The sequence below is a fragment of the Atopobium sp. oral taxon 416 genome, from assembly GCF_018128285.1.
In the GTDB taxonomy this organism is placed as follows: Bacteria; Actinomycetota; Coriobacteriia; order Coriobacteriales; family Atopobiaceae; genus Olsenella_L.
Genome location: NZ_CP072380.1, coordinates 2885195 through 2910307 on the forward strand (window position 1 = coordinate 2885195; position 25113 = coordinate 2910307).

Below are 25113 nucleotides of genomic sequence, written 5' to 3' on the forward strand. Positions count from 1 at the left end.
CTGAGTACCCAGACAGCCTGCCTCCAAAAGGGCGGCATGCACTGCATGGCCGCCCTCATCGCATGTGCAGACTGTCAAAGCCTGTTCTGAAGTTAGAGGCAGATGGTCATGTACAGCGGGAGCAGCCGATATCCATCCCGTTCTGCATACGGGAGCGGATGGATGATGTAGCAGGTGCCGATTCGGCTGCCGAAGCGTGCTTTGAACTTGTCAAGAGATGCAGTTGCATATCTCTTGCCAGATTTCACTTCGATTGGCGAGATCCGCGGCTTCATGGCAGCATCCTCAAAAGGCCGAACAATCAGGAAGTCTATCTCCATCTTGTCCTTATCCTTTGAAGGGCTGCTGTAGAAATGAAGATCGTAGCCATTTGCTACAAGCTGCTGCCCGACTGCATTTTCGGTCAGCATGCCTTCATTGACCACAGCATCCCCCAGAAGGACCTGACGGTACACCTGAGGCATGGCATCGCCTGTCCCCGAGAACGCCATGCTCGAAAGCAGGCCAGTATCTGCCATGTAGCATTTGACCTTCGTCTCGTCTTCGCTGAGAGCCAGGCCAAGCGACGGATCTTCGCTCAGGGTGCAGAGGTTGACTGTTGCCGCCTCTTTCATCCAAGCCAGTGCTGTCGCGTAGTCACGTGCCCGGGAGTCTTCATCGATCTGTGTATACACAAGCCTCTTCTCATGCTTTGAAAGCTGCCCTGGGATGGCATCGAATACTGCCTGGATCCGTTTGGCAGCAAGGCCTCCATACTTCTCGATGTCTTCCCGATAGAGCTTCAGCACAAGACGCTTCTGCCGATCCGCTTCTGCCAGATCTCTCCCCTTGACATATGCATCCACTGCTTGCGGCATGCCACCGACGAGCATGTACTCGCGCCAGAATCGCATGGCTTTGCGATGCAGCTCATCAGGCAGCGCTTCCCTGCGGGCAAATGAGGAGCGGATGAATTCCGCAAGAGGCTCCTGCCCCATGGCCCAGAGGAACTCCTCGAAATCCATGGGGTGCATATCGAGCGATTCCTCTTCGGATGGAATCAGGATATCGGCGACATTCTGCTTCAGCGAAACAAGTGATCCAGTCTCTATATAGTCATATCTGCCGTCAGCGACAAGGTGCTTGATGAACTCCCGCGCTTTCGGGAAGAGCTGGACTTCGTCGAAGATGATGAGCGACTCGCGGGGATAGAGCCTGACACCATACGCTGCTGACAGATAGAGGAAGAACCCATCAAGATCGGTACGCATATCCAGAAATGTCTGCTTGAACTCATCAGATGCAAGGGTGAAGTCAACCAGAACATAGGACCGGTATTCTGACTGGCCGAATTCTTCCACTATCGTCGATTTGCCCACTCGTCTTGCGCCTTCGACAAGCATTGCCGACGATCCGTTGCTTCGCTTCTTCCAATCCAGCAGCTGCTGATAGAGCTTGCGCTTGAACACGTGATCTCACCGACTTTCCGCGGATAGAGTCCGATTAAGATATGCATATCTCCATCAGCATCCATTATGGCAGAATTCACGTTTTGCAGAGTTATGCAATTGTCAAATCCCATGCTTTATGGTCTTAGCAAGTACGTTAAATCACGCGTTTTTCTTGTTTAGCTGACACTTCATTCCACACGTTTTGATGATTTAGCAAATCTACCATTTATCACGTTCTGCAAAGTTAACAGTTGTTCAGGCTCGCACACTCTGAAGCACCGATACGCTCACCAGGGTCACGAACACGTTCTCGCCAGCTTCAATCCGATACCTGACAGCCGGAATGATGGACTCGGGATGGCTGATATTCGTGTTGGCCTCTGCATGTATTGTGAGTCGCTCTCCCAGGCACGCCAGCGGCCGCACCTGGCATACGCTATCAATATCCTTCTGTGTAAGCGTGTGATAGTTCCCCGGGACTGCAAACCCGCAGTCATATGCTTCGCAGGCAAGCCCGGAGCTTACATGATGGATGCGGAGATGCCCTTCCTCAAGCGGAATGACCTCTGTTGTGACCTCGATGCCCGGCCAAGGAGACCAGATGCTCTCTGTCTCCCAGAGCATGCCTTTGGCTGCAAGCCCCGAAACCTCATGACAGAGAGCTGGAGGCATGGTGTCTTCCAAGCCGAGACTTTCCACCTCTTCCGTACCGAGTGTGCACACATATGACCTATCTGCACCCCTCGACACAAAGATGTGCCCTACAATCGAGAAGGCAAGCATGCTGTCAGGTGCCGCTTCCTCGATTGTTTCCTGCGAGCGCGACACCGAGAAGCCGAAGCGCGTGCTGTAGGTGAACTTCGCATACTTGGCAGGAGACTGCACAAACGGAAGCGCTGGCAGAGTCCCTGTACGATAGAGCGTTGCCTCGCTTTCTGCATCCCTTGCAGCGAGGCCGAGCTCGGTCTTGGCAAGCCGGGGCAGCTCCGGCAGAGGCTCCGCTTTCTCTTCCCATGCAGGGTCCTCGGAAGGAAGTGCCAGGCAGGCAAACGCCATGAGGCTCCAATAGGGAGAGCCAGGTGCGTTGTAGCCTTCTGCCATGTGGAGACAGGGGAGCCATAGCCGATGCTCTGGGTGCCGCCGTTATCGCAGATATCTCCTGGATTCCAGCAGGCAATGCTGCGCTTCACGAGCCCCAGAAGGCATCCTGGCGTGAACATGCTTCCCAGATCCGTACGCGTGGCCAAAGCCACAGACCAGAAGCCAGACTGTGCAAAGCGATAGGTCATGGACCGTCCGAACGGCACGGCCTCTCCCCTCTTGCTGAAGAGCAGGATGTATTCCTGCGCAAATTCCTGAGCACGCTCGATATAGCATTTGGCGCGTATAGGATCTTCTGCATCGAATAGCCCTGCATAGAGAAGGCTCATGAAGTGGAAGACCATCGCGTTGTAGTAGTCGAAGACGCCTTCAGGGCCGTCCTTATACCAGCCATGTCCCCGATAGAAGCTATCGAGCGTATCCAGGTCTTCCTCGAGGAGTCTCTGGTTCCACCCTATGCCCCGCTCGCGAAGCGCAAGATTCACGAGTGCACGGAACCAGAGCCAGTTTCCCTGAGGGAATGAAGCATGGTTGGCAAGGTCAAGCCAGGATACCACATTCTTCCGCTCTTCTGCACTAAGCGGTTCCCAGAGCACATCGGGTGCCAGGAGAAGCCCATAGGCTATGGCTGCCATCTCGACGAAGCGCTGGTCGTGGTCTCTGCCGCCTCCCCAGAACGAAGGCGAGGAAGGATCTGCTCCGGCCGCGAGACCACAAACATAGGCTCTCTCGAAGAAGCCGTCCTTGTTCCTTCCTCCGCCATGCCAGAATGGCGCAAGTCCCCAGAGCGGACGTGCCCATGCTTCGATGGGAATGGTCTCCTTCTCGTAGAGCGCCGCTCCGCCCGCAAGATATATCCGCGAGCAGTCATCGCTGAAGTGCGTCTTTAAAGGATCGAGATAGGCAAAGAGCCTATCCACAAGCCAGGAGCGGATCCCGTCTTCTGCCATGCTACTTCGTCGCCTTCTTGAGCACCTCTGCCTTCATTTCATCCTCTTCGACGACACGCGGGCCCATCAGTGGCTCCTCCCCCTCGTAGCTCACATTCTCCTGGAGCAGCTTCGCTCCCTCGCCGAGCTGGATGCAGAGCTTGCCCACGTTGGCCTCGTCCGGAGCATACTGGAGCTGGTAGTCCTCGAGCTCGAGCGTGCCAGGCACATCCGCGCGTCCCTTGAAGAAGGAGCTCTGCGAGATGCCTTCTGCCGTGCAGCGGACAAGATGCAGATCGACAAGCGGACGCTCGGTCTGATAGCCCTTCGCCGAGCCATAGTCGTAGTTGATGAGGCGGCCTGGATTCTCGAAGCTGCAGTCGGCGAAGCGCCAGCTGCAGGCATCCTCACGGATCGTGTCGCCCTTGACTGCGTAGTACTTGATAGCAGCATGCATATGATAGGTGCCTTCGAGGATATGGGGATACTCGCCCGGTCCCACAATGCGGCAGCGCGTGACAAAGAGGTTTGTTGCTCCCAGACGGAAGGCATTGCAGGCGGTATTGAGATAGCAGGAGTCGACAAGCACATTCCTCGCATCGAAACCTGCAATGCAGTCATCACCGCACTTGAGCATGCAGCGCGCTATCTCGACATTCGTGCAGTGGTGGATATTGAATCCGTCATGTCCGCCGAGCACCGTGACGCCTTCGAACGAGACATTCGTGCAGGAGTCCACCTGATGGCTCCAGTTCGCGCTACGCTTGAACGTATAGCCAGAAAGCCGGACATTGCGGCAGCGGCAGATGCGCATGCCCATGGCGCCACGGAAGCCTTCCTCGCCCGCAGGATCGGTGCAGCCGACGCCGTCAATCGTGGAGCCCTCTTCGCCGGTGATTGCTACCTCTTCTGCATCTGCAGCTGTGATGAGAGCGCGGGTATAGTGAGGCGGAATCCCCTGGATGCGGGCAATGAAGGGATCCTGCGCATAGGCAAGAGTCGTCGGAATGCCCCAGTCGGTATAGTCGGCGATATCTGTGCTGCCCATAAAGTGGGCACCTTCTTCGAGATGGAGCTCCGTATGCCCGTAGAGCCTCACAGAACCGATATGGTAGGTGCCTTCAAGGACCGTGACACGCGCGCCGCCTTCCCCATGCGCGTGATCGAGCACCTCCTGGAATTCCTCCGTGACCAGTCGGTCTTCCTGTCCAAGCTCCTGCGGAATCTTGAGTTCGATCATGGCTCATCCTTCCTTGCTGGTAAGCTCTTCGAGCTTGCAGATGAAATCGGTCATAACGAAGGGGCATCGAGGTCGTGATAGACACGGATTGTGCGTGCTTCTGGTCCGCCATCCTCATAGCTCCCGTCATCAGCAATCACGGGCGCTGGCATCTCGTCCCAGCAGTCCTTCATCTCCGCCAGAAGCACGGCAGGAGCTGCCATATCACCGAACACCTAGCTTCCGTCCTGGATCCAGGAAGCCTTGCTGCGCATGCCTTCCTGGAAGCGCAAAAGCCCTTCTACAAGATGCTCACCTAAGGGACCCAACGTCCCAACCCTGAACTGTAATCTTTTGGTGGACAGTGGGATTCAGGGACTGGCAACAGATATGCTCTGTCCAGATACCCACCCAGCACAGTCAACAGATTGAAGAGATGAGATGTCGGTGAGCGCAAGCGAGATAGAGAAGGCAAAGTCCCGCACGAAGCCGGAAACACCCAAACACTACACTGAAGAAGTATTGCCTTGAGGCTATCGACTACTACAGGAAGGCACGTAAGGCCAACCCGAAGAAGAGCATCAAAGGATGCGCCGCGAAGCTTGGAATCAACGACAAGACCTTAAACGACTGGATCATCAAGCACTCAAAGACCAAAAGGGTGACCCAGGAAAGGATCGACGAGCACAAGCAGCTCGACGCAGTGAACAGGCGCATGCACGAGCTCGAAAGCGAGAATAAGTTCCTAAAGAGTGGCAGCCTTCTTCGCCAGAAGCCTCTGTTGAAGGACAGGTTTTAGCTCATGCTGGAGAAGAGGGCAACCTACAGCGTCTCGATGATGGCACGCGTACTGGAGGTGAGCAGGGCTCACTTCTACAGATGGCTCAAGGCCAAAGGCGGTGAGGACCTATGGGGTCCTCTCAAGGAAGCCATCTGCGCTATATGGGAGGAAAGCGACAGGCGCTTTAGCTTTTGCTAGGTATGGACCAAGCTCACAGGAGATCCAAAGTTACGCAAAATTTACAGGCACGACCCGCTACCGTGTGCGCAGGTGCATGGCTAAGCTGGGCATCTGCGGTATCTGATCCAATGCATCGAAGAGGTCGACGCTGCCCGCACCTGATACCCCCGAGCGCGCTGCCCTCACCCGGCGCGACTTTTCGTGTCTTGTGCCGACAGCCAAGCTCGTGGGTGATATAACCTATCGCAGGACCACGGCAGGCTTTATATATCTTACCGTCGTGCACCATCTGTGCACACACATGGTGGTGGGCTGAAGCATACAGGACAACATGAGGGCAGGCCTTGTCGTCTTTGCCCTGAAGATGGCATATTCGCGCGGATACGTGGCCAAAGGGGCCATATTCCAAGCAGCCCAGGCAGCCAGTACATAAGCTCAAAGCTGGCCGCCTGCTCAGCCGTACCCGACGTGAGGCTCTCCGTGGGGAGAACCGAAAGCTGTCACGACAATGCGCTCGCCGAATCGCTCTTCGCCACGCTCAAGAACGAATGGTACTACCATAAGCGCCTCTTCGATGCATCCACGACCAAGCACAAGGCACACGAGTTTAATCGAGTCGTACTACAACCGCTTCCGCCCGCATAAGTCCATAGGAGATCGCGTGCCCGCAGAGGTGATGCAGGAGTTCTTTGAGCACCTCGAGAGAGGCCTTGCATACGATCCAAAGGCGATGCAGACCGCATAAAAAATCTGAGATTTCTCTGTCCATTATATTGACAGGGCTCACTTTCACACAAACGTGATTGTATCACGTAGATATCTCAGACTGATAGCTATATTTCAGCATTCTCCCAGCTCACAAGCCTATCTGATTCTGATACAATCAATATCAGTCACCAGAGAAGGGATAGCCATGGCACTCAGGGAGATCAAGGCACCGACACGCTAGCAGCTCTTCATCGACGAGTTGCAGCAGATGATACTGTCAGGAGAGCTCAAGGCTGGAGACAGGCTTCCCTCCCAGCGCGAGCTTGCCCGCGAGACGAAGGTCTCTCTTTCGGTCGTGAATGCAGGTATCACGAATCTCGCAGACCGCGGCTTCGTGCGCATCGAGCCCCGCCAAGGCGTCTACGTGGCAGATATTGCCCGCGACGGAAACATTCAGACGCTTGTATCGATGCTCGACTACACGAGCACGGCACTCGACACAAGCCTCCTGGAGCCCATCATCAGCTTCAGGAAGGCACTGGAGCCCCAGATCGTGCGTGGTGCCTGCGAACATGCAGCCGAGGATGAGCTCGACCGCATCGATGCAGTCGTGCAGAAGATGGAGGAAGCCAGCGACGAGACGCTCCCCGAGCTCACCTTCGATTTCCACCATGAGGTGGAAATAGCTTCGGGTAACATGGTGTACTCGATGCTCGCGAACACGTTCAAGGACATCTATATCTCGTTCTTCCGGGCAACGCAGGCCTATTACCATCCTGAGCGCTCCCTCCCCTTCTTCCGCCATATGGCGGATCTCATCCGGGAAGGGGATGCTGAAGGTGCCGTTGCAGCGCAGATGGAAGAGTTCTCTGTCTGGCTCGAAGCGATGCCGAAGAAGACGAATGCATAAGCCGAATGCCATAACACATGCCTTCAGTTCTCCTCGGCCATGCAAAACAGCAACGAGATGTCTTAGATGAACCTGGCTATCTCGTCGATTTCCCAGAGCGGCACATTCACGAGCCACCCCTCATCTCTGTAAGGAGAAAGGGATGTCCGCACCGCCCGCTCGAGCTGGAATTTCTGGCAAGCCGCTTTGAGACTCTTTGACCTCAAGTTCTCTGCTGCTTTCACCTCTATGGGCACTATTGTCGCCCCCTGTGACAGAGCGAAATCTACTTCGGCCGTACCGGTGGATGAAGACCAATAGACAGGATCGAAACCTTGCGCCACAAGCTGCTGGGCAACATACTGCTCCGTCAGGCCACCCTTGAACTCCGTGAACAGTCTGGGGCCCTCCAGCACTACTGAAGGATTGAGGCCAGACAGGGCACAGAGCAGTCCTGTATCGATGCAAAACAGCTTGAAAGAGGAAAGATCTTCATAGGACAGGGGCGAGAAACGCAGCGCTTCTACACGGGGCACCTTTGTGACCACGCCGTAATCGCTGAGCCATTGCAGCGCTTCCTCAAAATCGCGCGCACGACCTCCGGGACGTACTGATCCGTACACGAAGCGCTTGTTTTCATGGGCAAGCTGTCCCGGCAGAGATTTCCATGCAAGATACATGCGTTCGAGTATCCTGCCAGGCGCATGCTTCGCGAAATCGTCGTTATAGCCCTCGAGGATTCCGTTCTGTACTGACCGTACGGCTCTGAAGTCCTTCTCCTCGCTGAAGAACTCAACCGCCTCAGGCATACCTCCGACGACAAGGTATTCCTTGAGGAGCGGCACAAGTCGGTTCTGCACTTTAGCAAGCATATCCATGTCTGCTTCGGCAAGTGCGTCTGCAAGCGGAGCCCCAGCACGCGCCCGTACATACTCCTCAAAATCCATGGGATGAAGCACAAGCTGGTCCACCTTTCCAACCGGGAAAGACTCCCCCTGCCTCCTCATTGCTATACCTATATACGACCCAGCAGCTATAACATGGTATTCGTGCGCCTGCTCGCAGAAATATTTGAGAGAGGTAAGCCCGCGGGGGGCTTCCTGTATCTCGTCGAATGCCAGAAGCGTTGTCTCGGGATTGATGCCCCTGCCATATATCAGCTCGATCTCACGTATGATGCGCTTCGGGTCCAGATCTCCTTCGAAGAGACCTCTCGCCTGCTCATCATGCATGAAATCAATCTTGATGGTATCCCTGAAGTAGCGTTCGCCGAAATCCTCGATGAGCCAGGTCTTCCCCGTTTGGCGCGCACCACGAAGGAGCAGAGGCTTCCTATGCGGGCTGTCTTTCCATTCGACGAGCTGCGCTTCGATCTTCCTCTGCATAGAAACCCCTCCTGCCCAGACGCTATCTGAACCTTCCATATTCAGTATACATTCCTGCACATTGTTCATAGGGTATAATGTGTGTATAACACACGTTTTTCCTAGGATAATTCGTGCAAACGATGCCCACTATAGAGGGTACGTCTGTTTGCACTTTCAAGCCCAATTTGCATAGCTGTGCTCGACAGGCTCTTTGCAGGGTGCCTGTTGGGATATAGTTGACGGCGAAACACACCCGCAAGATCTTTTCGGCGGGGCGTTGCGCCCTTACGATGTGGTAGTCCCCCCCGGCGGTACGGCCTACCGCGACGATGGGGACTACCACATGACATACGCCGACAGCTCCAAGGCTAGCGCCTCGAGGCTCGCAGAAAAGACGCGCAGGGCGGCATATGCCGAGTCCTCGTCCCGGGACGGCGAGGCCGGCCTCTTCGATGCATATACGCCAAAGGCCTGTCCATGGTGCGGATCGGCGCGCTTCAAGCGCGACGGGCACGACCGCAACGGCGTCCAAAGATAGCGCTGCCTGGGCTGCGGAAGGACATTCACGTCTGCGACCGGCACGCTCTTCGACTCGAGGCATCTTCCCGTCTTGAAATGGGCCATGTTCCTGCCGAAGATCCTTAAGCAGTAAGAGCGAGGCGGCATGCGCCCACGGCCACCAGCGCTCCTTTGAGACCCCTGCGTAGTGGACGGCGAAGCTCTTCGGCGTAATCGCACTTTGCCAGGAGGGCGCCACTCTCTTCGAGAGGATATGGCTCGATGAGACGTAGTGGCCGCTCGACCCAGAAGACCACATGCGCAATGCTGATGGCAGTACGATGTGGGGCCTCTCAAGGAACAAGGTCTGCATCGGCGTCGCCGTGGACGTCCACGGGGCATCGCTTTGCCTGGACGAAGGGCTCGGCAAGACGAGCCGGAAGAGGACATGGGATGCCTTCGGAGGCCATATTGAGCGGAGATCCGAGCACATGCTCGACAAGGAGAAGTCGCACGCCGTCCTCGCAAAGCGCCTCGACCTCGAGAGTAAGGCATACGACGCGAAGAAGTGCTGCACGCTCCCTGACAGGGACAATTGCCTGGACATGGTCAACCAGGAATGCAACCTGCTAAAGAGTCTCCTGAGGTCCCACAGCGGCTTCAGGGCCGCAGACATTCAGAGATGGCTCGACCTCTGGTGGGTCTCCCGCAACATCGGCGATACATGGACGAGAAGGTGGCATGGGTGCTGGACCGCGCCATGCGCTGCCGAAAAGTGCTCAGATACAGGGACTTCTATGCGAAAAAGACCAGCTAGCAGGGTATGCGGGCAGCACAGCTATGCAAATTGGGCTTGTTACCGTTTAAAAATTACACTCTTTACATTATATTATTTATCTATAATTTTAAACTAAGGTTACTTTCTGATAGAAGGAGTTTATCATATCGTCATTAAAAAGAAAGACTTCTACGTAGCATCTCGGTAGCTGCGGTCACGGGTGCTCTCTTAATGACACCGATCTCTGCCTTTGTCGCAACGTCATCCACAGATCAAACAACTGTGCAAGAACATGGTACCGTAGTAAACTTGGTAGTGCCAGGCAGGTATGTCCAATACAATACCCCTCTGAAGGTGGCATATGGGAGTATGGATTCTGGGATGCCATGTTCCGTTCGTACTACACAGTGGGACGCTGCCACGGCAGCACTGTCACCGCAAACGGCCGTACAATGAGAAGTGCTAACACAGTGGCTGGAATCAGGTCAATTGCCGAGATACATGGGCTCAATGGTCCCACGACATCAGCTCGATACTACTATCGAGTCTGCTAGCAGCTCCACCCATCTTACCAGCACGAGGACCAGGAAAAAGACCCTGGCCCTCATTAATGTGTCAGGAGAGCATCTATGCGTAAGCTATTCGTCCTCTCCGCATTCCTTGCAACGGCGATTTCTGCGTTCGTGGTGTTTCAAACCATGCAGGCCATCCAATATGACTATCCTCTTGGAACGGACGACAGCTTCGAACTGTTGGTCAGCGAATCGACTGTCCCAAAGGATCAGCTGATAGATGGTCTCATACAGGCTGTCGACGAACGTGGGGGGTGCCTCGTTAAGCCCTCCACCTCAGCAGGGACATATGGATCTCGAAGGGATCTCATCTATTTCTCATCAATTCAGCCGTCGAGTTCATCGCCCGTCATCGGGAGTGACGGCTCCATCAGCTGGCTGACACCCGGCATGGGCGGCAAGCTCCTGTCTGCCCGCACCATGGGAGATTCACCTCTGGCGGGAACATACATGCTCAAGTCCGATCAACCCCTGCATGAAGCACTCGACCAATGGGCCAACGAAAATGGGGTGACGATAACCTGGTATGGGCAGAAGCCTCTACGAGACGAAGTGCTTTCCATCGTCGTTAGCGGGGGTATGATCATACCGTGGCTCAGCACACAACTACTCGTACTGACGCTTGCGATGACGTGGATCATTTTGCGGTTGCACACACGGGCCATACAACTGCTAGGTGGTATAACCAGTGCCCAAATCCATCGGGAAACGCTTGGCATACTTGCCAGGTTGTTGGCCATAGGAGGGACCCTCGGGATAGCACTGTCAGGAATACTCGTCACTGTGGTACTGGGGCCTGCCAATGTCCTTCTTGTCTTGCCCCCCACGGCAATCCTATGCCTGTTGAGCTTCGCATGTCTACTTGTGCTGATCTACCTCCTGTCAGTCATAGTAGGAACGGGCATGGAGTCTTTGCGGCTCCGTCGACCCGTAGTAGGCAAGATTCTCCCACTCTGTCGCACCATCTCGGCGGTTGCGCTTATCCTGTCTATGCAAACGATCCCGCCTGCCATAAGCCTTGCGCAAAGAGCCTGGAAGAGCTATACGCAGAGCAGCATAGCCAGGTGCTTTGGTGACACTATCGCTGTCTCCCTGAACAACTTTGACTATCTGGATACCGAGGAAGGCGCGCAGGAGGCACAGCGCGTCATGCATGATCTTTCCCAAAAGGGCTGCATCGTTACTTCGCTTGTCATCGATTCTGAAATCGAAATCAGTAATGATGTACGTGGTGGATACTCACAATTTGTCATCGTCGATCCAAGCTATCTGCACCTCATAGGCATCACGTTACCAACGGAGTCAGGAGAGTCCGTGCTTACAGAGGTCTCCTTCGATTCCTTGCCAAGCGCGACCAAGGACTTTCTGCAAGGAGTCCTTTCAGTATGGATGGAAGGAGAAATGACTTTTAAGGAGACATTCTCCTTCTACGAGTATCACGGTGACGGTCTCATAGCGTTAGGACAAAACGCAAGCTACAACAGTGCCTTTACAACCTGCAAAAACCCGCTGGTAATCGTTATGAACGTGCCCGTCGATAAGATGAGCATGACCGGCTTTGTCATGCCCCTCATCTCCACGGGCAACATTATGTTCACTGACCCCGAAAGCACAAAGGAGGCATTTGCTGCCTCGCCAGTCTATCCATATATAGCATCCTTTGATCGTGTGGCCGATGTCACCCTCACGACTGGCCAAGATCTTCTGGCCAATGCCCTTCTATACCTTGCTATCACGTCTATATCGTTACTGTCTATCTGTGCGTGCGCCCTGCAGTGCGCAAGTTCGTGGGCCATTGCACATGAGGAAGAGGTGTTTCTTGCACACACAGCTGGAATTGGATATCGAAGTATCTATGCACCCCGTATGAGAAGTGACCTTGCCTTTTCCATAATGCCGTTAGTGATAGGTGCAGGTATATGTATTTTCGTCTCGCCATACAGTACTCCTTTAGTTGTCATGCTTGGGGCCATCATCGTTGAGACATGCTTTGCACTTTTCTCCATGCTTACCTACACCATTGCCTGTCGCAAGACCTTTACGGCACATATACTAAGGAAGGGTTAAATGTCTACAGTCTCCTGCACGAATCTCGGAATACAGTTGGCAAAACGCACCATATTCCAAGGAGTATCTCTTACCTGTGGGCCAGGGAGCATCACCACCCTCACGGGACCCAGCGGCTGTGGGAAGAGCACGCTGCTCAATGCACGCGGCCTACTCCTGGTACCCTCACAGGGTGATGTGTTCATCGACGGAGAGAGCACCAAGCTCTGGGGTGATAAGAGGCGGGTGCAATACTGGCACGACCATGCAGCCTTTATCTACCAGAATTTTGGCACGGTCGAAGATGAGACGCTTTCATTCAATATCGTATTAAACAAGGCCAAACAGCGGACATACGCCCATCAGGTTGATGCAGCGCTCAAGCATGTCGGACTCGGTGGCCGAGCAGAGGAGTTAGCCTCTGTGCTGTCCGGTGGCGAGAAGCAACGGCTCGGCTTTGCACGTGCTATGTTCAAACATGCCGATGTACTCTACGCCGACGAGCCGACAGCATCACTCGACAGGGCAAACAGACAGATGATCATAGACCTCCTGCGGCAGAGGGCTGACCAAGGCATGACAGTCATCGTCGCGACTCACGATGATGCCCTAGCCAGTATCGCAGATGCAAACTTCACGCTCCCCGACCGCCATGAGAGCTAACATTTCGCATGAGCGAGTGTGAACCCCCTTCAAGCTAGGCTCACAGAAGGGCAGATAGTTTTGAAACTTTCAACTCAGGCAGTCTGTTTTTCCATCTCGCTGTTAGACCAGGACTGACCTAAGAAGGGCCCAAAAGTGTCCGGGTCTTTGCCTACAATGCATATCGTCAAACAAAAACATCGAGGAGCAGAGGCCCCGGATGGATCCAATGATACTGCAGCAGATCAAAAAGATGGGGATCGCCGAGAAGCGCGAGCTCCTGGAGAGGCTGAAGGCGCTCATAGCCAAGAAGATGGCAGGCTCTGCACTTGCGGGAACACCCAAGAGGTGCCCGAGGTGCAAATCACTCAGTTTCTATTGCAAGGGCCACGACGCGTGTGGCCTTAAGAGATGGAAGTGTTGCTCGTGTGGCAAGACCTTCTTTGTAAAGACAAGATCTGTCCTGGCTATGTCCAAGCTCACGGCCACCACATGGGCCGCATATGCAAAGGGCACGCTTACAGGCAACAGGGCAAGGCCCAACATCCAGATGCTGAGAAAGGTGCACACGCACGGCCATGTTGTGCATTGCTGTGGCATATAGAACAAGAAGGTCTGCGTGGAGTGCTGCGCGAGTGACTTAAGCGACGAATATGCCATCCTTTGCGGTAGGGGCAGGCCCGAGGACGAAAAGCTCACAGATGCCCTTTCAGGTATCGTCGACAGCCCCTGGGTCGCCAGCGACGACCATACAGGATATGCGCACGTGGCTCTCCTCGCTTGGGGTCTTCAAGCACACAGCGAGCGTGGCGAAGAAGGCCGTGCACGGCGAGCTTAGCCTCGTCAATGCGATGCGGCGAAGGCTGCGCGAGTTCCTGCTTTTCTTCCATGGGGTCTTCTACGAAGTGGCTGGGGCACTTGTCTTGCCTGCTTTCTGTGGATAGAGCAGGTAAGGCATTCTGAGCGGGAGAAGAAGGATATACTCTCAGGACAGCTTGCAGGAGGCAGGTATGTCCATAGCAGGCGTGTGCTCATAGACATAGAGCAACCCTTCTGGAGCTATTGGAAGGACAGGGGCGTCAGGTCAATTATGGTCTAACAGTGAGGTATAGAAAAGGGGCAGGACTTAAAGCCCTGCCCCTGAGAAGACGCTTTCGAATGGAAGACATCTATCAGTCAATAGCTACCTGCGTTGCATTGCTCGTGTTCGTGCACTTAGGAACATTGATGTTCAAAACGCCGTCTGCAAGCTTTGCAGTGATGCCCTGCGTTGCTGCATCCTTCAGATATACCTGACGCGTGGCGCTCCACTCAGAGGTCTCTCTGTGCAAATAGTTCTTGCTCTTTTCTTCGTCACTGTCTTTCTTATCAACGGAGATTGTCAATGTACCTTCATTGAGCTCCACGTCAATCTGATTTTTCTTGACGCCCGGGAGCTGAGCAGACACAACGTACTTGTCGTCTGCATCCTCAACGTTCATCTTGAAAGCTGCATGGTCTGCATTGATGACTGTGGGAAAGTCATCCATAAAGTCAAAGAACGGGTCAAACGCCCGATGAAGAGCACGATCATAACGATCAAACGGAACTAATTCAGCCATCGTTGTCACTCCTTTGTAACGTCTCGGACACCTCATCTGAGGCACTCCTTTTGTTTGTCTATATATGCCCGGAGCGAATAGGTTTATACATTGATACACAACTTTTTTAAGCTATTCTCACTCAAAATATCTAAGCGCTCTTATATGAGATTCTGAGCGATCTTCGGCAACTCAGGTCTCTGAGGCTTTTCACTCTGTGTGTTCTCTAAACACAGAGCACGTGCCCTATTTGTGTGCTTCTACCTTAGAGCGTGCACTGAGATAAGATGGTGGATAAGAAAACCATGAACGCACCGCAAGGAGGCTATCTGTGGACGAGAATGCACACTGTGACTCAAACAAACCTCAGACTCCGCAGGATCACTCTCAAACCCCGTACAATCAGAATGCTCACTATACTCAGGAATCCCCACGTAGGGACAGTCCCTACTCCTATGAAAATACTGCCGTACCCAGAGTACCGGTGAATAAGCCCCAACACTTGACCGAAAATCCCAGACCTTCAGGTGCCCAGAACTATGCGCCGAGCATGACGGAACGCGGCTACAGCCCTTCCTATCAGCCATCTCAGCAGTCCGGCGGCACTCACTATGTGCACCCAAAGCGCCCCCGCAAGACGCAGCCGACCATCACGGAGGGGCAGAATACTAAGTATCCGGGCGAATATACGCACGACTCCAATATCTCGGTCGGCGGAGGCGGACCGCTTTCCGGAGCGCCATACCGCCGGTCCCGTTCACACATGAAACGGCTGCGTAAGGATCTGCACTACGGTCAGTACCTTGAGATCCCAAAAGGCCGCCGCTCGATCTTCTCTTCTCAGGAGCGTGCGCGCCACACCCGCTCTGTGATCACCTTTGCGGTCGTGATCGCAATCATTGTGATCGCGATCATCTGCATCATTTCGCTCGTAGCTTCACGAGTGGGCGCTTAGCATCACTAATCCCAGGGATCAGGCTCGAAGAGCGGCTCCTGTGGGGGTTTGCGGTCCGACCAGGGGTCATACCCGTCGTCGTCTTCGTTTTCCGGCCGCGCACAGGATGTATCGACACCCTCTTTACGTGCGGTTTCGGCGTCACGGTTTTTCATAGCTGTACGGCGTTTGCGCCGCCTGTCGGTCTGCTTCACCGCTACCCTCCTACTGTGCCAGATAGGTCTGCGCTGCATAGGTTGTAATCTGCTTATAGTCACCGTGCTGCTGGCTGTACGCACTTCTCGGGGCGCATGTCACGACGCCTGCGGTTGAGGACCCTTGCTGATACACCAACACCGTCCAGACATTGTTGCCGCTCGTACCGACCGTACACCTAAACCGTGGTCGGTTGGACAAGGTATCGCTCGCCTGGTTTGTCTCAGATGAGCTTGCCGTAGCGGATGTCTCTGTATCCTTGCTCGTATCCTCGCCCTCGCCGGTATCGGTCGTGTCGGACGAGCTATCGTCCGCTTCCGGCACATTCGTGATGCTTGCCTGCTCAGAGTTAAGCGCACAGTCTTTCATGATCCGCTCCACCGATGCCTCACTGACGCCGGAAAGTCCATCCATGTAGGAGGAGACCAGCTCCAGCCTGACGCCTGCGATCGCGGCACCGCGTGACAGGACATCCTGCACATCGGAACTGTTCGCACCTTTTGAGTGCGGTTCAGGGGTGAAATAGAGCGTGTCTGCGTCGTCCTTGGCATAGCTACACTGCGCATAGTCGCTGTCCGTGATGGATCCGGTCCTCAAGGTATATCCCTGCTGGCTCATGAAGGTGGCCACGCTCTGCGGACGGGCAGAGAGGTAGTCTGCGACGTGCCGAGCATCAGTTAAGCCCGTATCCTCATCCTTATCGTCGTCCTTTTTCACGACGGACAGATTGATCGTCTGCCCCTCCGCCACCTTGGTCCCCGCCTGAGGATCGGAGGACTGGACGGTACCTGCGCCGCTGTCAGCGTCCACATAGCTGACGTTGGCTTTGAGCCCGCTCTGTTCGAGCTCCTTGACCGCTTCATCTTCAGCCATACCGATAACATCGGGCACGACAAAATCCTGTGCCAGAGTCAGCGTGATCGTATCCGTTGAGGAGAAGGGTTGGCCGACATCGGGGTCGACCGCCAGCACCGTATCGTTTTCTTTCGAGGAATTCTGGTACGCCAGATGGTATCCACCCACCCCCATCTTATTGAGGGCAGCCATCGCGTCATCTTTGCTCTTACCGATGATGTCAGGCATGATGCGGCCCTGACCGACCGTAAAGCGGACATGTGAGCCCCGCCGCACGGTTTGGTTCGCCGGCACCTCCTGTGAGAGGACATAGCCGCCGTCACCGTCCACATAGGTATGCTCAACATCTGCGACAAGCCCGACGTCCTGGACTGCTTTTGTAGCGTCGTCCTCTGAAAGCCCCGAGAGGTCAGGCATCGTAACCTGTTGGGTGCTCCGCACATAGAAGAAGATCCCTACTCCGGCTACAATAGCGAGGACAATGATAAGAGGAATGAGCCAAGGCCGTTTTTTCTTTTTAGCGTTGTACGGGTTCTCCTCAGCGCTCGCGTCATCATTTCCCTGAACGTTCGTATCATCCGCCTGGGTATCCGAGGACCCTACCGCTGCAGGTGGCACGCTGCCGGAAGCGCTGCTCCCCCCGATGCGGTCAAAGCCTGCATCGACGTCCCCCACCTCAGTTTCTTCACCGAACATCACCTTTGTCGCAGGAGTGGTGATGTAGGTCTCGAGCTCCTTGCGCCGCTTGTCTTTATCTTGCTGTACTCTCGTCGGTGCATCCTGCATATCGGGGGGATTCGCGGGATTTATCCTGTGTGTATCACCCTGAGAGCCTGGAGAGGACATCCTGACCGTTTCACCCCGTGATCCCTGTGAGACAGCTGCCTGGTGCACCTTGTCGTCGAGCGAATCGACAGCAACCGGCTGCGTCTTACCCAGCTCAACATGCAATTGCGTCTTCCTTCTGGCGTCTTTGGACACAGGGTAACCGCATTCAAAACAAAACGCGGAGTCATCGGGCACCTCCGTGCCGCATCTCGGGCATTTCATGTATCACTCCTGATTTTATCAGCCGGCCTTCGTACCGTGGTTGGGTTACCGATCGCAAGGCAGGCGCATATGGTTGATGCTACTGTACTCCATACACGCGCAGATACGGTGTGCCGGCGCAAAAAGCCCGCCCTACCGGAATTGAACTGCGCCCCAAATCCTGGACGCCCTAATAGAGACTGAGCCTAGACGGCCTGGTTCCGGAATTCCTCCGGGGTCAGGCCGCCGAGCGCCTTCTGGCGCCTGCGGGTGTTCCAGAAGATTATATATGCCTCAAGGTCTGCCTTGAACGCCTCGAACGTGTCCCAGTCATTCCCGCGGAAGAACTCGTCCTTCATATGGCCGAAGAGGCCCTCGGTGCAGGCATTGTCGAGGCAGTTGCCCTTCCTGGACATGCTCTGCACGATCCCTGCCCCCTCGAGCTTGGAGCAATAGGCCTCATGTTGGTACTGCCATCCCATGTCGCTGTGGAGCAGCGGATGCTTCCATGCGGGGAGCTTCTCTATGAGCATGCAGAGCATGTCCGTCTGCTGCGCCATGTCGGGGTGCTCCGATATGGACCATGCGACGATCTCCCTGCTCGAGAAGTCGTAGAGCGGCGCGAGGTATGCCTTGCCGAACGAGCACCTGAATTCCGTCACGTCCGTCCCCATCTTCTTCCATGGCCCTTCGGCCGCGAAGTCGCGTCCCAGCAGGTTCTCGAAGGTGCTGCCTACGACCCCCTTGTACGAGTTGTATCTGTGGTAGTCGGTCTCGCGCCTGATGCCGCAGGATATCCCCATCTCGTGCATGATCTTGAGCACCGTCTTGTCGGCTATGCGCGCTCCGTCCTCGCTGCGCAGGCACATGGCTATCTCCCTGTGGCCGCATCCGTTGGGGCAGCGCGAGAATATCTCCGCCACGCGCTTCCAGAGCTTTGGCCTGGTGGGTCTGGCGGGATGGGAGAGCGCATAGTGGTACGTCGACCTCGCAAGACCCGCTGCCGCCAGCAGGTCGTCGAGCCTGTAGCCCTCCTGCGCGAGCGCATGCACGGCCTCTGCCTTCGCCCTGGTCAGATCCTTGAGCCCTGTCAATATAATGGACAGAGAAATCTCAGATTTTTTATGCGACCTGCATCGCCTTTGGATCGTATGCAAGGCCTTTCTCGAAGCGCTCGAAGAACTCCTGCATCACCTCTGCGGGCACGCGACCTTCTATGGACTTATGTGGGCGGAAGCGGTTGTAGTATGACTCGATTAAACTCGTGTGCCTTGTGCTTGGTCGTGGATGCGTCTAAGAGGCGCTTATGGTAGTACCACTCGTTCTTGAGCGTGGTGAAAAGCGATTCGGCGACCGTATTGTCGTGGCAGCTTCCGGTTCTTCCCACGGAGAGCCTCACGTCGGGTACGGCTGAGCAGGCGGTCAGCTCTGAGCTTATGTACTGGCTGCCTGGGCTGCTTAGAATATAGCCCCTTTGGCCACGTATCCGCACGAATATGCCATCTTCAGGGCAAAGACGACAAGCCCTGCCCTCATGTTGTCCTGTATGCTTCAGCCCACCACCATGTGTGTGCACAGATCGTCTACGACGGCGAGATATATAAAGCCTGCCGTGGTCCTGCGATAGGTTGTATCGCCCACGAGCTTGGCTGTCGGGACGGGACACGAAAAGCCGCGCCGGGTGAGGGCGCTGCGCTCGGGGGTATCAGGTGCGGGCAGTATCGTCCTCTTGGAGGCATTGGATCAGATGCCGCAGATGCCCAAGCTTAGCCATGCACCTGCGCACGCGGTAGCGGGTCGTGCCTGTAAATTTTGCGTAACTTTGGGTCGCCTGTGAGCTTGGATCAGACCTTGCAAAAGCTAAAGCGCCTGTCGCTTTCCTCCCATATCGCGCAGATGGCTTCCTTGAGGGGACCCCATAGGTCCTCACCGCCTTTGGCCTTGAGCCATCTGTAGAAGTGAGCCCTGCTCAGCTCCAGTACGCTCCATCATCGAGACGCTGTAGGTTGCCCTCTTCTCCAGCATGAGCTAAAACCTGTCCTTCAACAGAGGCTTCCGGCGAAGAAGGCTGCCACTTTTTAGGAACTCGTTTTCGCTCTCGAGCTCGTGCATGCGCCTGTTCACTGCGTCGAGCTGCTTGTGATCGTCGATCCTTTCCTGGGTGACCCTTTTGGTCTTTGAGTGCTTGATGATCCAGTCGTTTAAGGTCTTGTCGTTGGCCTCAAGCTTCGCGGCGCATTCTCTGATGCTCTTCTTCGGGTTGGCCTTACGTGCCTTCCTGTAGTAGTCGATAGCCTCAAGGCAATACTCCTTCAGTGTAGTGTTTGGGTGTTTCCGGCTTCGTGCGAGACTTTGCCTTCTCTATCTCGCTTGCGCTCACTGACATCTCATCTCTCCAATCTGCTGACTGTGCTGGGTGGGTATCTGGACAGAGCATATCTGCTGCCAGTCCCTGAATCCCACTGTCCACCAAAAGATTACAGCTCACCTGCCTTCCGACCAGGGACCGCAGTTTTTTTAGGTACGCCACCTCGGCCTCGAGCTGCTGCTCGCGCGTGAGCGGCCTCGCTGCGGCCCCCGATCCCTTCGAGCGTCCCTTGGGCTTCGGCCTCGGCGCCTCCATCGCGGTATGCCCTGCACCACCTGTCGAGCGGGGCCAGCGACATGATGTCATACCTGGCCATCGCATCGCCCTTGGACATGCCATCCTCGACGACGGCCTTCGCGGCCGCGACCTTCTGTCCGTATGTATACCTTGCCTGCTTCCCGTCCATCGACAGCAGCACCTCGCTTCCGAACGCCTTCCATATCTGCTGCCATTTTCTCACGGTGCTGCGCGGCATGGAGAGCTCCTTCGCCACGCTCTTGTATCCACGTCCTTTCCCGAAGAGCTCTGCCGCCTTCTTCCTTGCCTCGATGTCGTGCTTGACCCTCAGATCGGTATGCATGAATATGCCTCCCATTTCCTATGTCCAGGAAATGGGAGGCAGTTCAAAACCAGCCGGCAGCCCTTATCAGGTACCTGTGGGAGCTGTCTCACTCCATCGAATCAGGCTCAAGTGCCTCTTCGTCGCCGTCACTTGTCTCAACGGCTTCTGCCTTGTGCTTGCGTGCCTCAGTAGCTTCAGCATCGCGCTCAGCGAAGATTCTGTCGCCCGAGCCGAGATCAACTTTCACGACATCACCCTCATGCAGCTTGCCATCGATAATCAAGTTTGCCACATTGTCTACGACCTGACGCTGAATCAGACGCTTCAGCGGACGGGCACCGTAGACCGGATCCAGGCCATCGAGCGCCAGGGACTCCTTTGCGGCATCCGTAAGCTCGAGCGAGATACGGTCGCGCTCAAGACGCTTGCGGACATCTTTGAGCTGAATGTCAACAATCTTCTCAATGTCCTCAAGGCCAAGGGAGTGAAAGACGATTACGTCGTCGATACGGTTCAGAAACTCAGGCTTGAAGGTCTGACGCAGTGCGTTGTTGACCTGCTTTTGGATCTCATCCGGATCACTCTTCGTGTTGGCACCTGCGATGTACTGGCTGCCGACGTTGGAGGTCATAATGATGATCGTGTTCTTAAAGCTCACGACACGGCCCTGGCCATCGGTCAGGCGCCCATCGTCAAGCACCTGCAGCAGGATGTTGAAGACATCAGGATGCGCCTTCTCCATCTCATCGAGCAGAATCACGGAGTACGGGCGACGGCGTACCGCTTCGGTCAGTTGGCCGCCCTCGTCATAGCCCACATATCCAGGCGGTGCGCCGATCAGACGCTGGACTGAAAACTTCTCCATGTATTCAGACATATCGATGCGGATCAGCGCTTTCTCATCGTCGAACAGGCACTCCGCCAAGGCCTTTGCAAGCTCGGTCTTGCCGACGCCGGTCGGACCAAGGAAGAAGAAACTGCCGATGGGACGGTTCTCATCGGAGAGCCCTGCACGGCTTCTTCTGACCGCATTTGCGACTGCATGGACTGCCTCGTCCTGGCCGACAACCCGCTTGTGCAGGTTCGCCTCAAGGTTGCGCAGCTTGTCCATTTCGCCCTGCATCATCTTGGAGATCGGAATGCCGGTCCATGCAGAGACGACCTCAGCGATCTCCTCAGAGGTGACCTCCTCCTTCAGGAGCCCACCATCCTCAGCGTGCTTCGCTGACAAGGCATCCTCAGCTTTCTGATACTCTTTCTGCAGTTGCGGAATCGTGGAGTATCTGAGCTCAGAGGCGCGGGTTAGGTCGCCCTCACGGGTCACTTTCTCCATCTCGGTCTTCGCGTCTTCGATCTTGCTCTTGACGTCCTGCGCGTGGTCGATTGCAGACTTCTCATTCTGCCAGTTGGCTTTCATACCATCCAGCTTCTCCTGAGTCGTCGCGATGTTCTTGCGCAGTTTCTCCAGACGCTCCTTGGAGGCCTCGTCGTCCTCCTTCATCAGCGCCTGCTCCTCGATCTGCATCTGTGTCAGCTGACGGTCGACCGCATCGATATCCGCCGGCATGGAATCAAGCTCCATACGAAGCCGTGACGCTGCCTCATCCACCAGGTCGATCGCCTTATCTGGCAGGAACCGGTCGGAGATGTAGCGGTTGGACAGATCCGCGGCACTCACCAGCGCACTGTCCGTGATACGGACACGGTGGTGCTGCTCGTACTTATCCTTGATGCCACGCAGGATTGAGATGGTCTCCTCGACGGAGGGCTCGCCAACCATCACGGGCTGGAAACGACGGGCCAGTGCCTGGTCCTTCTCAATGTACTTGTGGTACTCGTTGAGCGTCGTCGCGCCGATCGCGTGCAATGTACCGCGTGCCAGCGCCGGCTTCAGGATGTTGCCCGCATCCATAGAGCCTTCAACCGCGCCTGCGCCCACAATCGTGTGCAGCTCATCGATAAAGAGGATGACTTTGCCGTTTGACTTCTCAATCTCCTTCAGGACAGACTTCAGACGATCCTCAAACTCGCCCCGGTACTTTGCGCCTGCGACCAGTGAGGACATATCAAGCTCGATCAGCTCTTTGTCCCTCAGGGTTGTCGGCACATCGCCGTTCACAATACGCTCAGCTAAGCCTTCGACGATTGCGGTCTTGCCGACGCCAGGCTCACCGATCAGCACCGGGTTGTTCTTGGTACGGCGTGAAAGCACCTGGATCGTACGACGAATCTCCTCCACACGGCCGATCACAGGATCGAGCTTGCCCTGACGGGCAAGATCCGTCACATTGCGGCCGTAGCGCTCAAGCGCCTCAAATTCAGGCTTCTGGTCCTGAGACGTAACTCTGTCGTCACCTCTCAGCTCCTCATAGGCTTCGCGGATACGCCTCGACGTGAGTCCGCTTGCCTTCAGAATCGAACCGGCCTCAGACTTGTCATCAGCCAGTGCGATCAACAAGTGCTCAGAAGTCACATACTGGTCGTCCATCTTGGACGCGATGCGCTCTGCATCGTTTGCCATTCTCATAAAATCGTTGCTCATACCCATCTGTGAGATATCCCCGGAGACCTTGGGAGCACTCTGAATCGCCTGATCGACTTGCCCCTGGATCGTCTGTGGCTCTACACCGACCCGCTCAATGATCGCGGAGATATTATGTTCACCTGAATCGAGCAATGCCTTGAGCAGATGGATCGGCTCGACTGCCCCGGCGTTCGCATCAGTTGCGACACCGAGTGCATTCTGCAGCGCCTCCTGGGCCGTTACCGCCCATTTGTTTATGTTCATGGCCATCACCTCTCTGCATTGGGCCTTGCTATGTGCACAAACCCAACGCTTCTTTCGCTTATCACTAGAGGATGTTCCCGATATGGGGTCTTCTCATACATATATCTAAGTGTATTTGCAGTAGATTTTTTATTATATAGACACTCAGCCTACAGATACGCAGGAATCGCCCCTACACGAAAGGCAGCCTCACAGTGGCTGCCTTTCAACAAACCATTCCGTATAGAATGGAGCCTACGCTATTTTTTATCGCTATCCTCGCCGATATCTCCAGAGGAGAGCAACCCGCGCATGACCTGCTCGGCCGTAGCGCCCTTATAGGGCGTGAGCGCAGTGATCTTCTCGCGGGTCTTGAGCTCATGTACTTCCTCCTCGAGTTCACGAACCCGCTGCCGAAGCTCGTCGATCTCCTTATTGCGCTTCTCCGCCGTCTCGCGCATATCAAGGATGCGGATCACACCTGCCAAATTGATGCCTTCATCGGTCAGCTTGGCAATCAGGTTGAGTCGTTCGATATCGGCGCGTGAATACAGCCGTGTGTTGCCACGCGAACGTCCGGGGCTCACAAGCCCTTTCTGTTCGTAGACCCGCAGCGTCTGCGGGTGCATGCCCGTCAATTCCGCCGCCACACTGATCATATAGAGCGGTTTGTTCTTATCTGTGTCACTCTGTGCCATACCGCTCTACATCCTTTCTATAATCACGGGTATCCGCTTTTTTGAGTGCCTCGAGCACTTCACGCTCTTTCATCGTCAGATGCGACGGCACCGCGATATGGATCGTCACATACAGGGCTCCTTTGGCGCCTTTGTGCCGCACATCGGGTGCTCCTAAATTACGAAATCTAAAGGTTTTACCATCCTGTGAGCCGGCAGGGATCTTCAGCCGCACCGTCTCGCCCTGCGGTGTCGGTACACCTACCGTAGCGCCGAGCGCTGCTTCATAAAAGCTCACCGGCAACTTCATGCGGATATCCGCACCATCACGCTTAAAGAGCGGATGGTCCACGACCCGGGTGGTGATCACGAAGTCGCCGCGCTCACCGCCGGCATAGCCGTAATCTCCGCGTCCGCGGTAGCGGAGCTTTCCGCCATCCACCGCGCCGGCCGGGATCTTGACGGTGATCGTCTGACGCTCCCCCGTCGAGGGGATTGTATAGGTGACCTTCCGCGTCGCGCCGTTGAGCGCATCCATGAAAGGCACCTCAATCGAAGCCGTAAGATCGCCGCCTTTCTGTGGGCGGGGCTGACGGGTGCGCGTTGCGCCACCGGGGCCTCCAAAGATGGAGGAGAAGTCAAACCCGTTGAATGCGCCGTCGCCGGAGCGGATGTTGTTGAAGATATCGTTCCAGTCCACGCCTACGCCGTTGGTGGTGTAGGTATAGGTACGGTTGCGGCCGCCGGAGCCACCGAAGTCAGAGCCCGGAATGCCGCCGAACATCAGCATCTGGTCGTACTCACGGCGCTTGTCAGGATCGTGGAGTGTTTCATAGGCCTCAGAGAGTTCCTTGAATTTCTGCTCATCCCCACCGTTGTCGGGATGGTATTTGACTGCGAGCTTTCTGAAGGCCTTCTGGATTTCGTCCTGGGTAGCGTTCTGCTTTACGCCCAGCACATCATAGAAATTACGTTTGTTAGCCAT

At 55.4% G+C, this 25113-nt stretch carries 27 protein-coding genes and 2 pseudogenes; 13 read left to right on the forward strand and 16 right to left on the reverse strand.

The features are described 5' to 3' along the window. Positions 1 to 92 precede the first annotated feature (92 nt). The 5 genes and pseudogenes from J4859_RS15160 to J4859_RS15180 all read right to left on the reverse strand — a co-directional run bounded on the left by J4859_RS15160 (position 93) and on the right by J4859_RS15180 (position 4915). Positions 93 to 1448: an ATP-binding protein gene (locus J4859_RS15160; RefSeq protein WP_249113681.1), complete on the reverse strand. Its 1356-nt coding sequence runs from the start codon at positions 1446 to 1448 to the stop codon at positions 93 to 95. A 237-nt stretch (positions 1449 to 1685) separates the two neighbouring features. After that, on the reverse strand, positions 1686 to 2486 hold the full coding sequence (locus J4859_RS15165) for a hypothetical protein (protein WP_371812268.1): 801 nt from the start codon (positions 2484 to 2486) through the stop codon (positions 1686 to 1688). Next, positions 2484 to 3481, reverse strand: a pseudogene (locus tag J4859_RS18015) (DUF2264 domain-containing protein); the annotation flags it as partial. The pseudogene J4859_RS18015 and the gene J4859_RS15165, both read right to left, overlap by 3 nt. 1 nt (position 3482) lies before the next feature. Beyond that, a complete protein-coding gene (locus J4859_RS15175; RefSeq protein ID WP_212331248.1) occupies positions 3483 to 4700 on the reverse strand; it encodes a glycosyl hydrolase family 28 protein in 1218 nt (405 codons plus the stop codon). Between the two features lie 50 nt (positions 4701 to 4750). After that, complete coding sequence (locus J4859_RS15180) at positions 4751 to 4915, reverse strand: hypothetical protein (protein ID WP_212331250.1); 165 nt, start codon at positions 4913 to 4915, stop codon at positions 4751 to 4753. Between the two features lie 425 nt (positions 4916 to 5340). Between J4859_RS15180 and J4859_RS15185 the strand changes: the two genes are divergently transcribed. The 4 genes from J4859_RS15185 (at position 5341) to J4859_RS15200 (ending at position 7258) form a co-directional block, all read left to right on the forward strand. Beyond that, positions 5341 to 5478 (forward strand): hypothetical protein, encoded by a 138-nt coding sequence (locus tag J4859_RS15185; RefSeq protein WP_212331251.1) that lies wholly within the window; start codon positions 5341 to 5343, stop codon positions 5476 to 5478. Positions 5479 to 5481: 3 nt separating this feature from the next. Then, a complete protein-coding gene (locus tag J4859_RS15190; RefSeq protein WP_212331253.1) occupies positions 5482 to 5658 on the forward strand; it encodes a helix-turn-helix domain-containing protein in 177 nt (58 codons plus the stop codon). A 450-nt stretch (positions 5659 to 6108) separates the two neighbouring features. Then, on the forward strand, positions 6109 to 6285 hold the full coding sequence (locus tag J4859_RS15195; RefSeq protein WP_212331255.1) for an integrase core domain-containing protein: 177 nt from the start codon (positions 6109 to 6111) through the stop codon (positions 6283 to 6285). Positions 6286 to 6607: 322 nt separating this feature from the next. Continuing rightward, positions 6608 to 7258 (forward strand): FadR/GntR family transcriptional regulator, encoded by a 651-nt coding sequence (locus tag J4859_RS15200; RefSeq protein WP_256436769.1) that lies wholly within the window; start codon positions 6608 to 6610, stop codon positions 7256 to 7258. Positions 7259 to 7320: 62 nt separating this feature from the next. On the opposite strand, the gene J4859_RS15205 is transcribed toward J4859_RS15200, so the two are convergent. Continuing rightward, complete coding sequence (locus tag J4859_RS15205) at positions 7321 to 8622, reverse strand: ATP-binding protein (RefSeq protein ID WP_212331257.1); 1302 nt, start codon at positions 8620 to 8622, stop codon at positions 7321 to 7323. Positions 8623 to 8896: 274 nt separating this feature from the next. Between J4859_RS15205 and J4859_RS15210 the strand changes: the two genes are divergently transcribed. The 8 genes from J4859_RS15210 (at position 8897) to J4859_RS17235 (ending at position 14084) form a co-directional block, all read left to right on the forward strand. Then, complete coding sequence (locus tag J4859_RS15210) at positions 8897 to 9142, forward strand: hypothetical protein (RefSeq protein WP_212331258.1); 246 nt, start codon at positions 8897 to 8899, stop codon at positions 9140 to 9142. A 277-nt stretch (positions 9143 to 9419) separates the two neighbouring features. Then, on the forward strand, positions 9420 to 10016 hold the full coding sequence (locus J4859_RS15215; protein WP_212331260.1) for a hypothetical protein: 597 nt from the start codon (positions 9420 to 9422) through the stop codon (positions 10014 to 10016). Between the two features lie 223 nt (positions 10017 to 10239). Then, entirely contained in the window at positions 10240 to 10434 is a 195-nt protein-coding gene (locus J4859_RS18020; RefSeq protein WP_371812269.1) for a lactococcin 972 family bacteriocin, read from the forward strand. A gap of 75 nt (positions 10435 to 10509) precedes the next feature. After that, positions 10510 to 12519, forward strand: coding sequence for a hypothetical protein (locus tag J4859_RS15225; RefSeq protein WP_212331264.1), 2010 nt, complete (start codon positions 10510 to 10512; stop codon positions 12517 to 12519). Beyond that, on the forward strand, positions 12520 to 13161 hold the full coding sequence (locus J4859_RS15230) for an ABC transporter ATP-binding protein (RefSeq protein WP_212331266.1): 642 nt from the start codon (positions 12520 to 12522) through the stop codon (positions 13159 to 13161). Positions 13162 to 13360: 199 nt separating this feature from the next. Then, complete coding sequence (locus J4859_RS15235) at positions 13361 to 13744, forward strand: IS1 family transposase (protein WP_212331268.1); 384 nt, start codon at positions 13361 to 13363, stop codon at positions 13742 to 13744. Positions 13745 to 13759: 15 nt separating this feature from the next. Next, positions 13760 to 13978: a hypothetical protein gene (locus J4859_RS15240; RefSeq protein ID WP_212331271.1), complete on the forward strand. Its 219-nt coding sequence runs from the start codon at positions 13760 to 13762 to the stop codon at positions 13976 to 13978. Continuing rightward, on the forward strand, positions 13962 to 14084 hold the full coding sequence (locus J4859_RS17235; protein ID WP_256436770.1) for a hypothetical protein: 123 nt from the start codon (positions 13962 to 13964) through the stop codon (positions 14082 to 14084). Before J4859_RS15240 ends, J4859_RS17235 begins: the two co-directional genes overlap by 17 nt. 228 nt (positions 14085 to 14312) lie before the next feature. On the opposite strand, the gene J4859_RS15245 is transcribed toward J4859_RS17235, so the two are convergent. Further along, on the reverse strand, positions 14313 to 14741 hold the full coding sequence (locus J4859_RS15245) for an Hsp20 family protein (RefSeq protein ID WP_212331274.1): 429 nt from the start codon (positions 14739 to 14741) through the stop codon (positions 14313 to 14315). A 310-nt stretch (positions 14742 to 15051) separates the two neighbouring features. On the opposite strand from J4859_RS15245, the gene J4859_RS15250 reads away from it, so the two are divergent. Then, on the forward strand, positions 15052 to 15675 hold the full coding sequence (locus J4859_RS15250) for a hypothetical protein (RefSeq protein ID WP_212331278.1): 624 nt from the start codon (positions 15052 to 15054) through the stop codon (positions 15673 to 15675). 5 nt (positions 15676 to 15680) lie between these two features. On the opposite strand, the gene J4859_RS15255 is transcribed toward J4859_RS15250, so the two are convergent. From J4859_RS15255 to J4859_RS15290, 9 genes and pseudogenes are all read right to left on the reverse strand, one after another. Then, the gene (locus tag J4859_RS15255; RefSeq protein ID WP_212335454.1) at positions 15681 to 15869 is read right to left on the reverse strand and encodes a hypothetical protein; all 189 of its coding nucleotides are present in this window, start codon (positions 15867 to 15869) and stop codon (positions 15681 to 15683) included. A gap of 10 nt (positions 15870 to 15879) precedes the next feature. Then, positions 15880 to 17676: a PASTA domain-containing protein gene (locus J4859_RS15260; RefSeq protein ID WP_249113682.1), complete on the reverse strand. Its 1797-nt coding sequence runs from the start codon at positions 17674 to 17676 to the stop codon at positions 15880 to 15882. A gap of 33 nt (positions 17677 to 17709) precedes the next feature. Then, a pseudogene (locus J4859_RS18025) lies at positions 17710 to 17775 on the reverse strand (zinc-ribbon domain-containing protein); the annotation flags it as partial. 185 nt (positions 17776 to 17960) lie between these two features. Beyond that, positions 17961 to 18848: an IS3 family transposase gene (locus J4859_RS15265; RefSeq protein WP_212331284.1), complete on the reverse strand. Its 888-nt coding sequence runs from the start codon at positions 18846 to 18848 to the stop codon at positions 17961 to 17963. Positions 18849 to 18976: 128 nt separating this feature from the next. After that, the gene (locus J4859_RS15270) at positions 18977 to 19153 is read right to left on the reverse strand and encodes a hypothetical protein (protein WP_212331244.1); all 177 of its coding nucleotides are present in this window, start codon (positions 19151 to 19153) and stop codon (positions 18977 to 18979) included. A 1078-nt stretch (positions 19154 to 20231) separates the two neighbouring features. After that, the gene (locus J4859_RS18030) at positions 20232 to 20702 is read right to left on the reverse strand and encodes a helix-turn-helix domain-containing protein (protein WP_212331286.1); all 471 of its coding nucleotides are present in this window, start codon (positions 20700 to 20702) and stop codon (positions 20232 to 20234) included. An 88-nt stretch (positions 20703 to 20790) separates the two neighbouring features. Beyond that, positions 20791 to 23472, reverse strand: coding sequence for an ATP-dependent chaperone ClpB (clpB, locus tag J4859_RS15280; protein ID WP_212331288.1), 2682 nt, complete (start codon positions 23470 to 23472; stop codon positions 20791 to 20793). Between the two features lie 239 nt (positions 23473 to 23711). Next, the gene (locus J4859_RS15285) at positions 23712 to 24149 is read right to left on the reverse strand and encodes a heat shock protein transcriptional repressor HspR (protein ID WP_212331290.1); all 438 of its coding nucleotides are present in this window, start codon (positions 24147 to 24149) and stop codon (positions 23712 to 23714) included. Next, complete coding sequence (locus J4859_RS15290) at positions 24136 to 25113, reverse strand: DnaJ C-terminal domain-containing protein (protein WP_212331292.1); 978 nt, start codon at positions 25111 to 25113, stop codon at positions 24136 to 24138. Before J4859_RS15290 ends, J4859_RS15285 begins: the two co-directional genes overlap by 14 nt.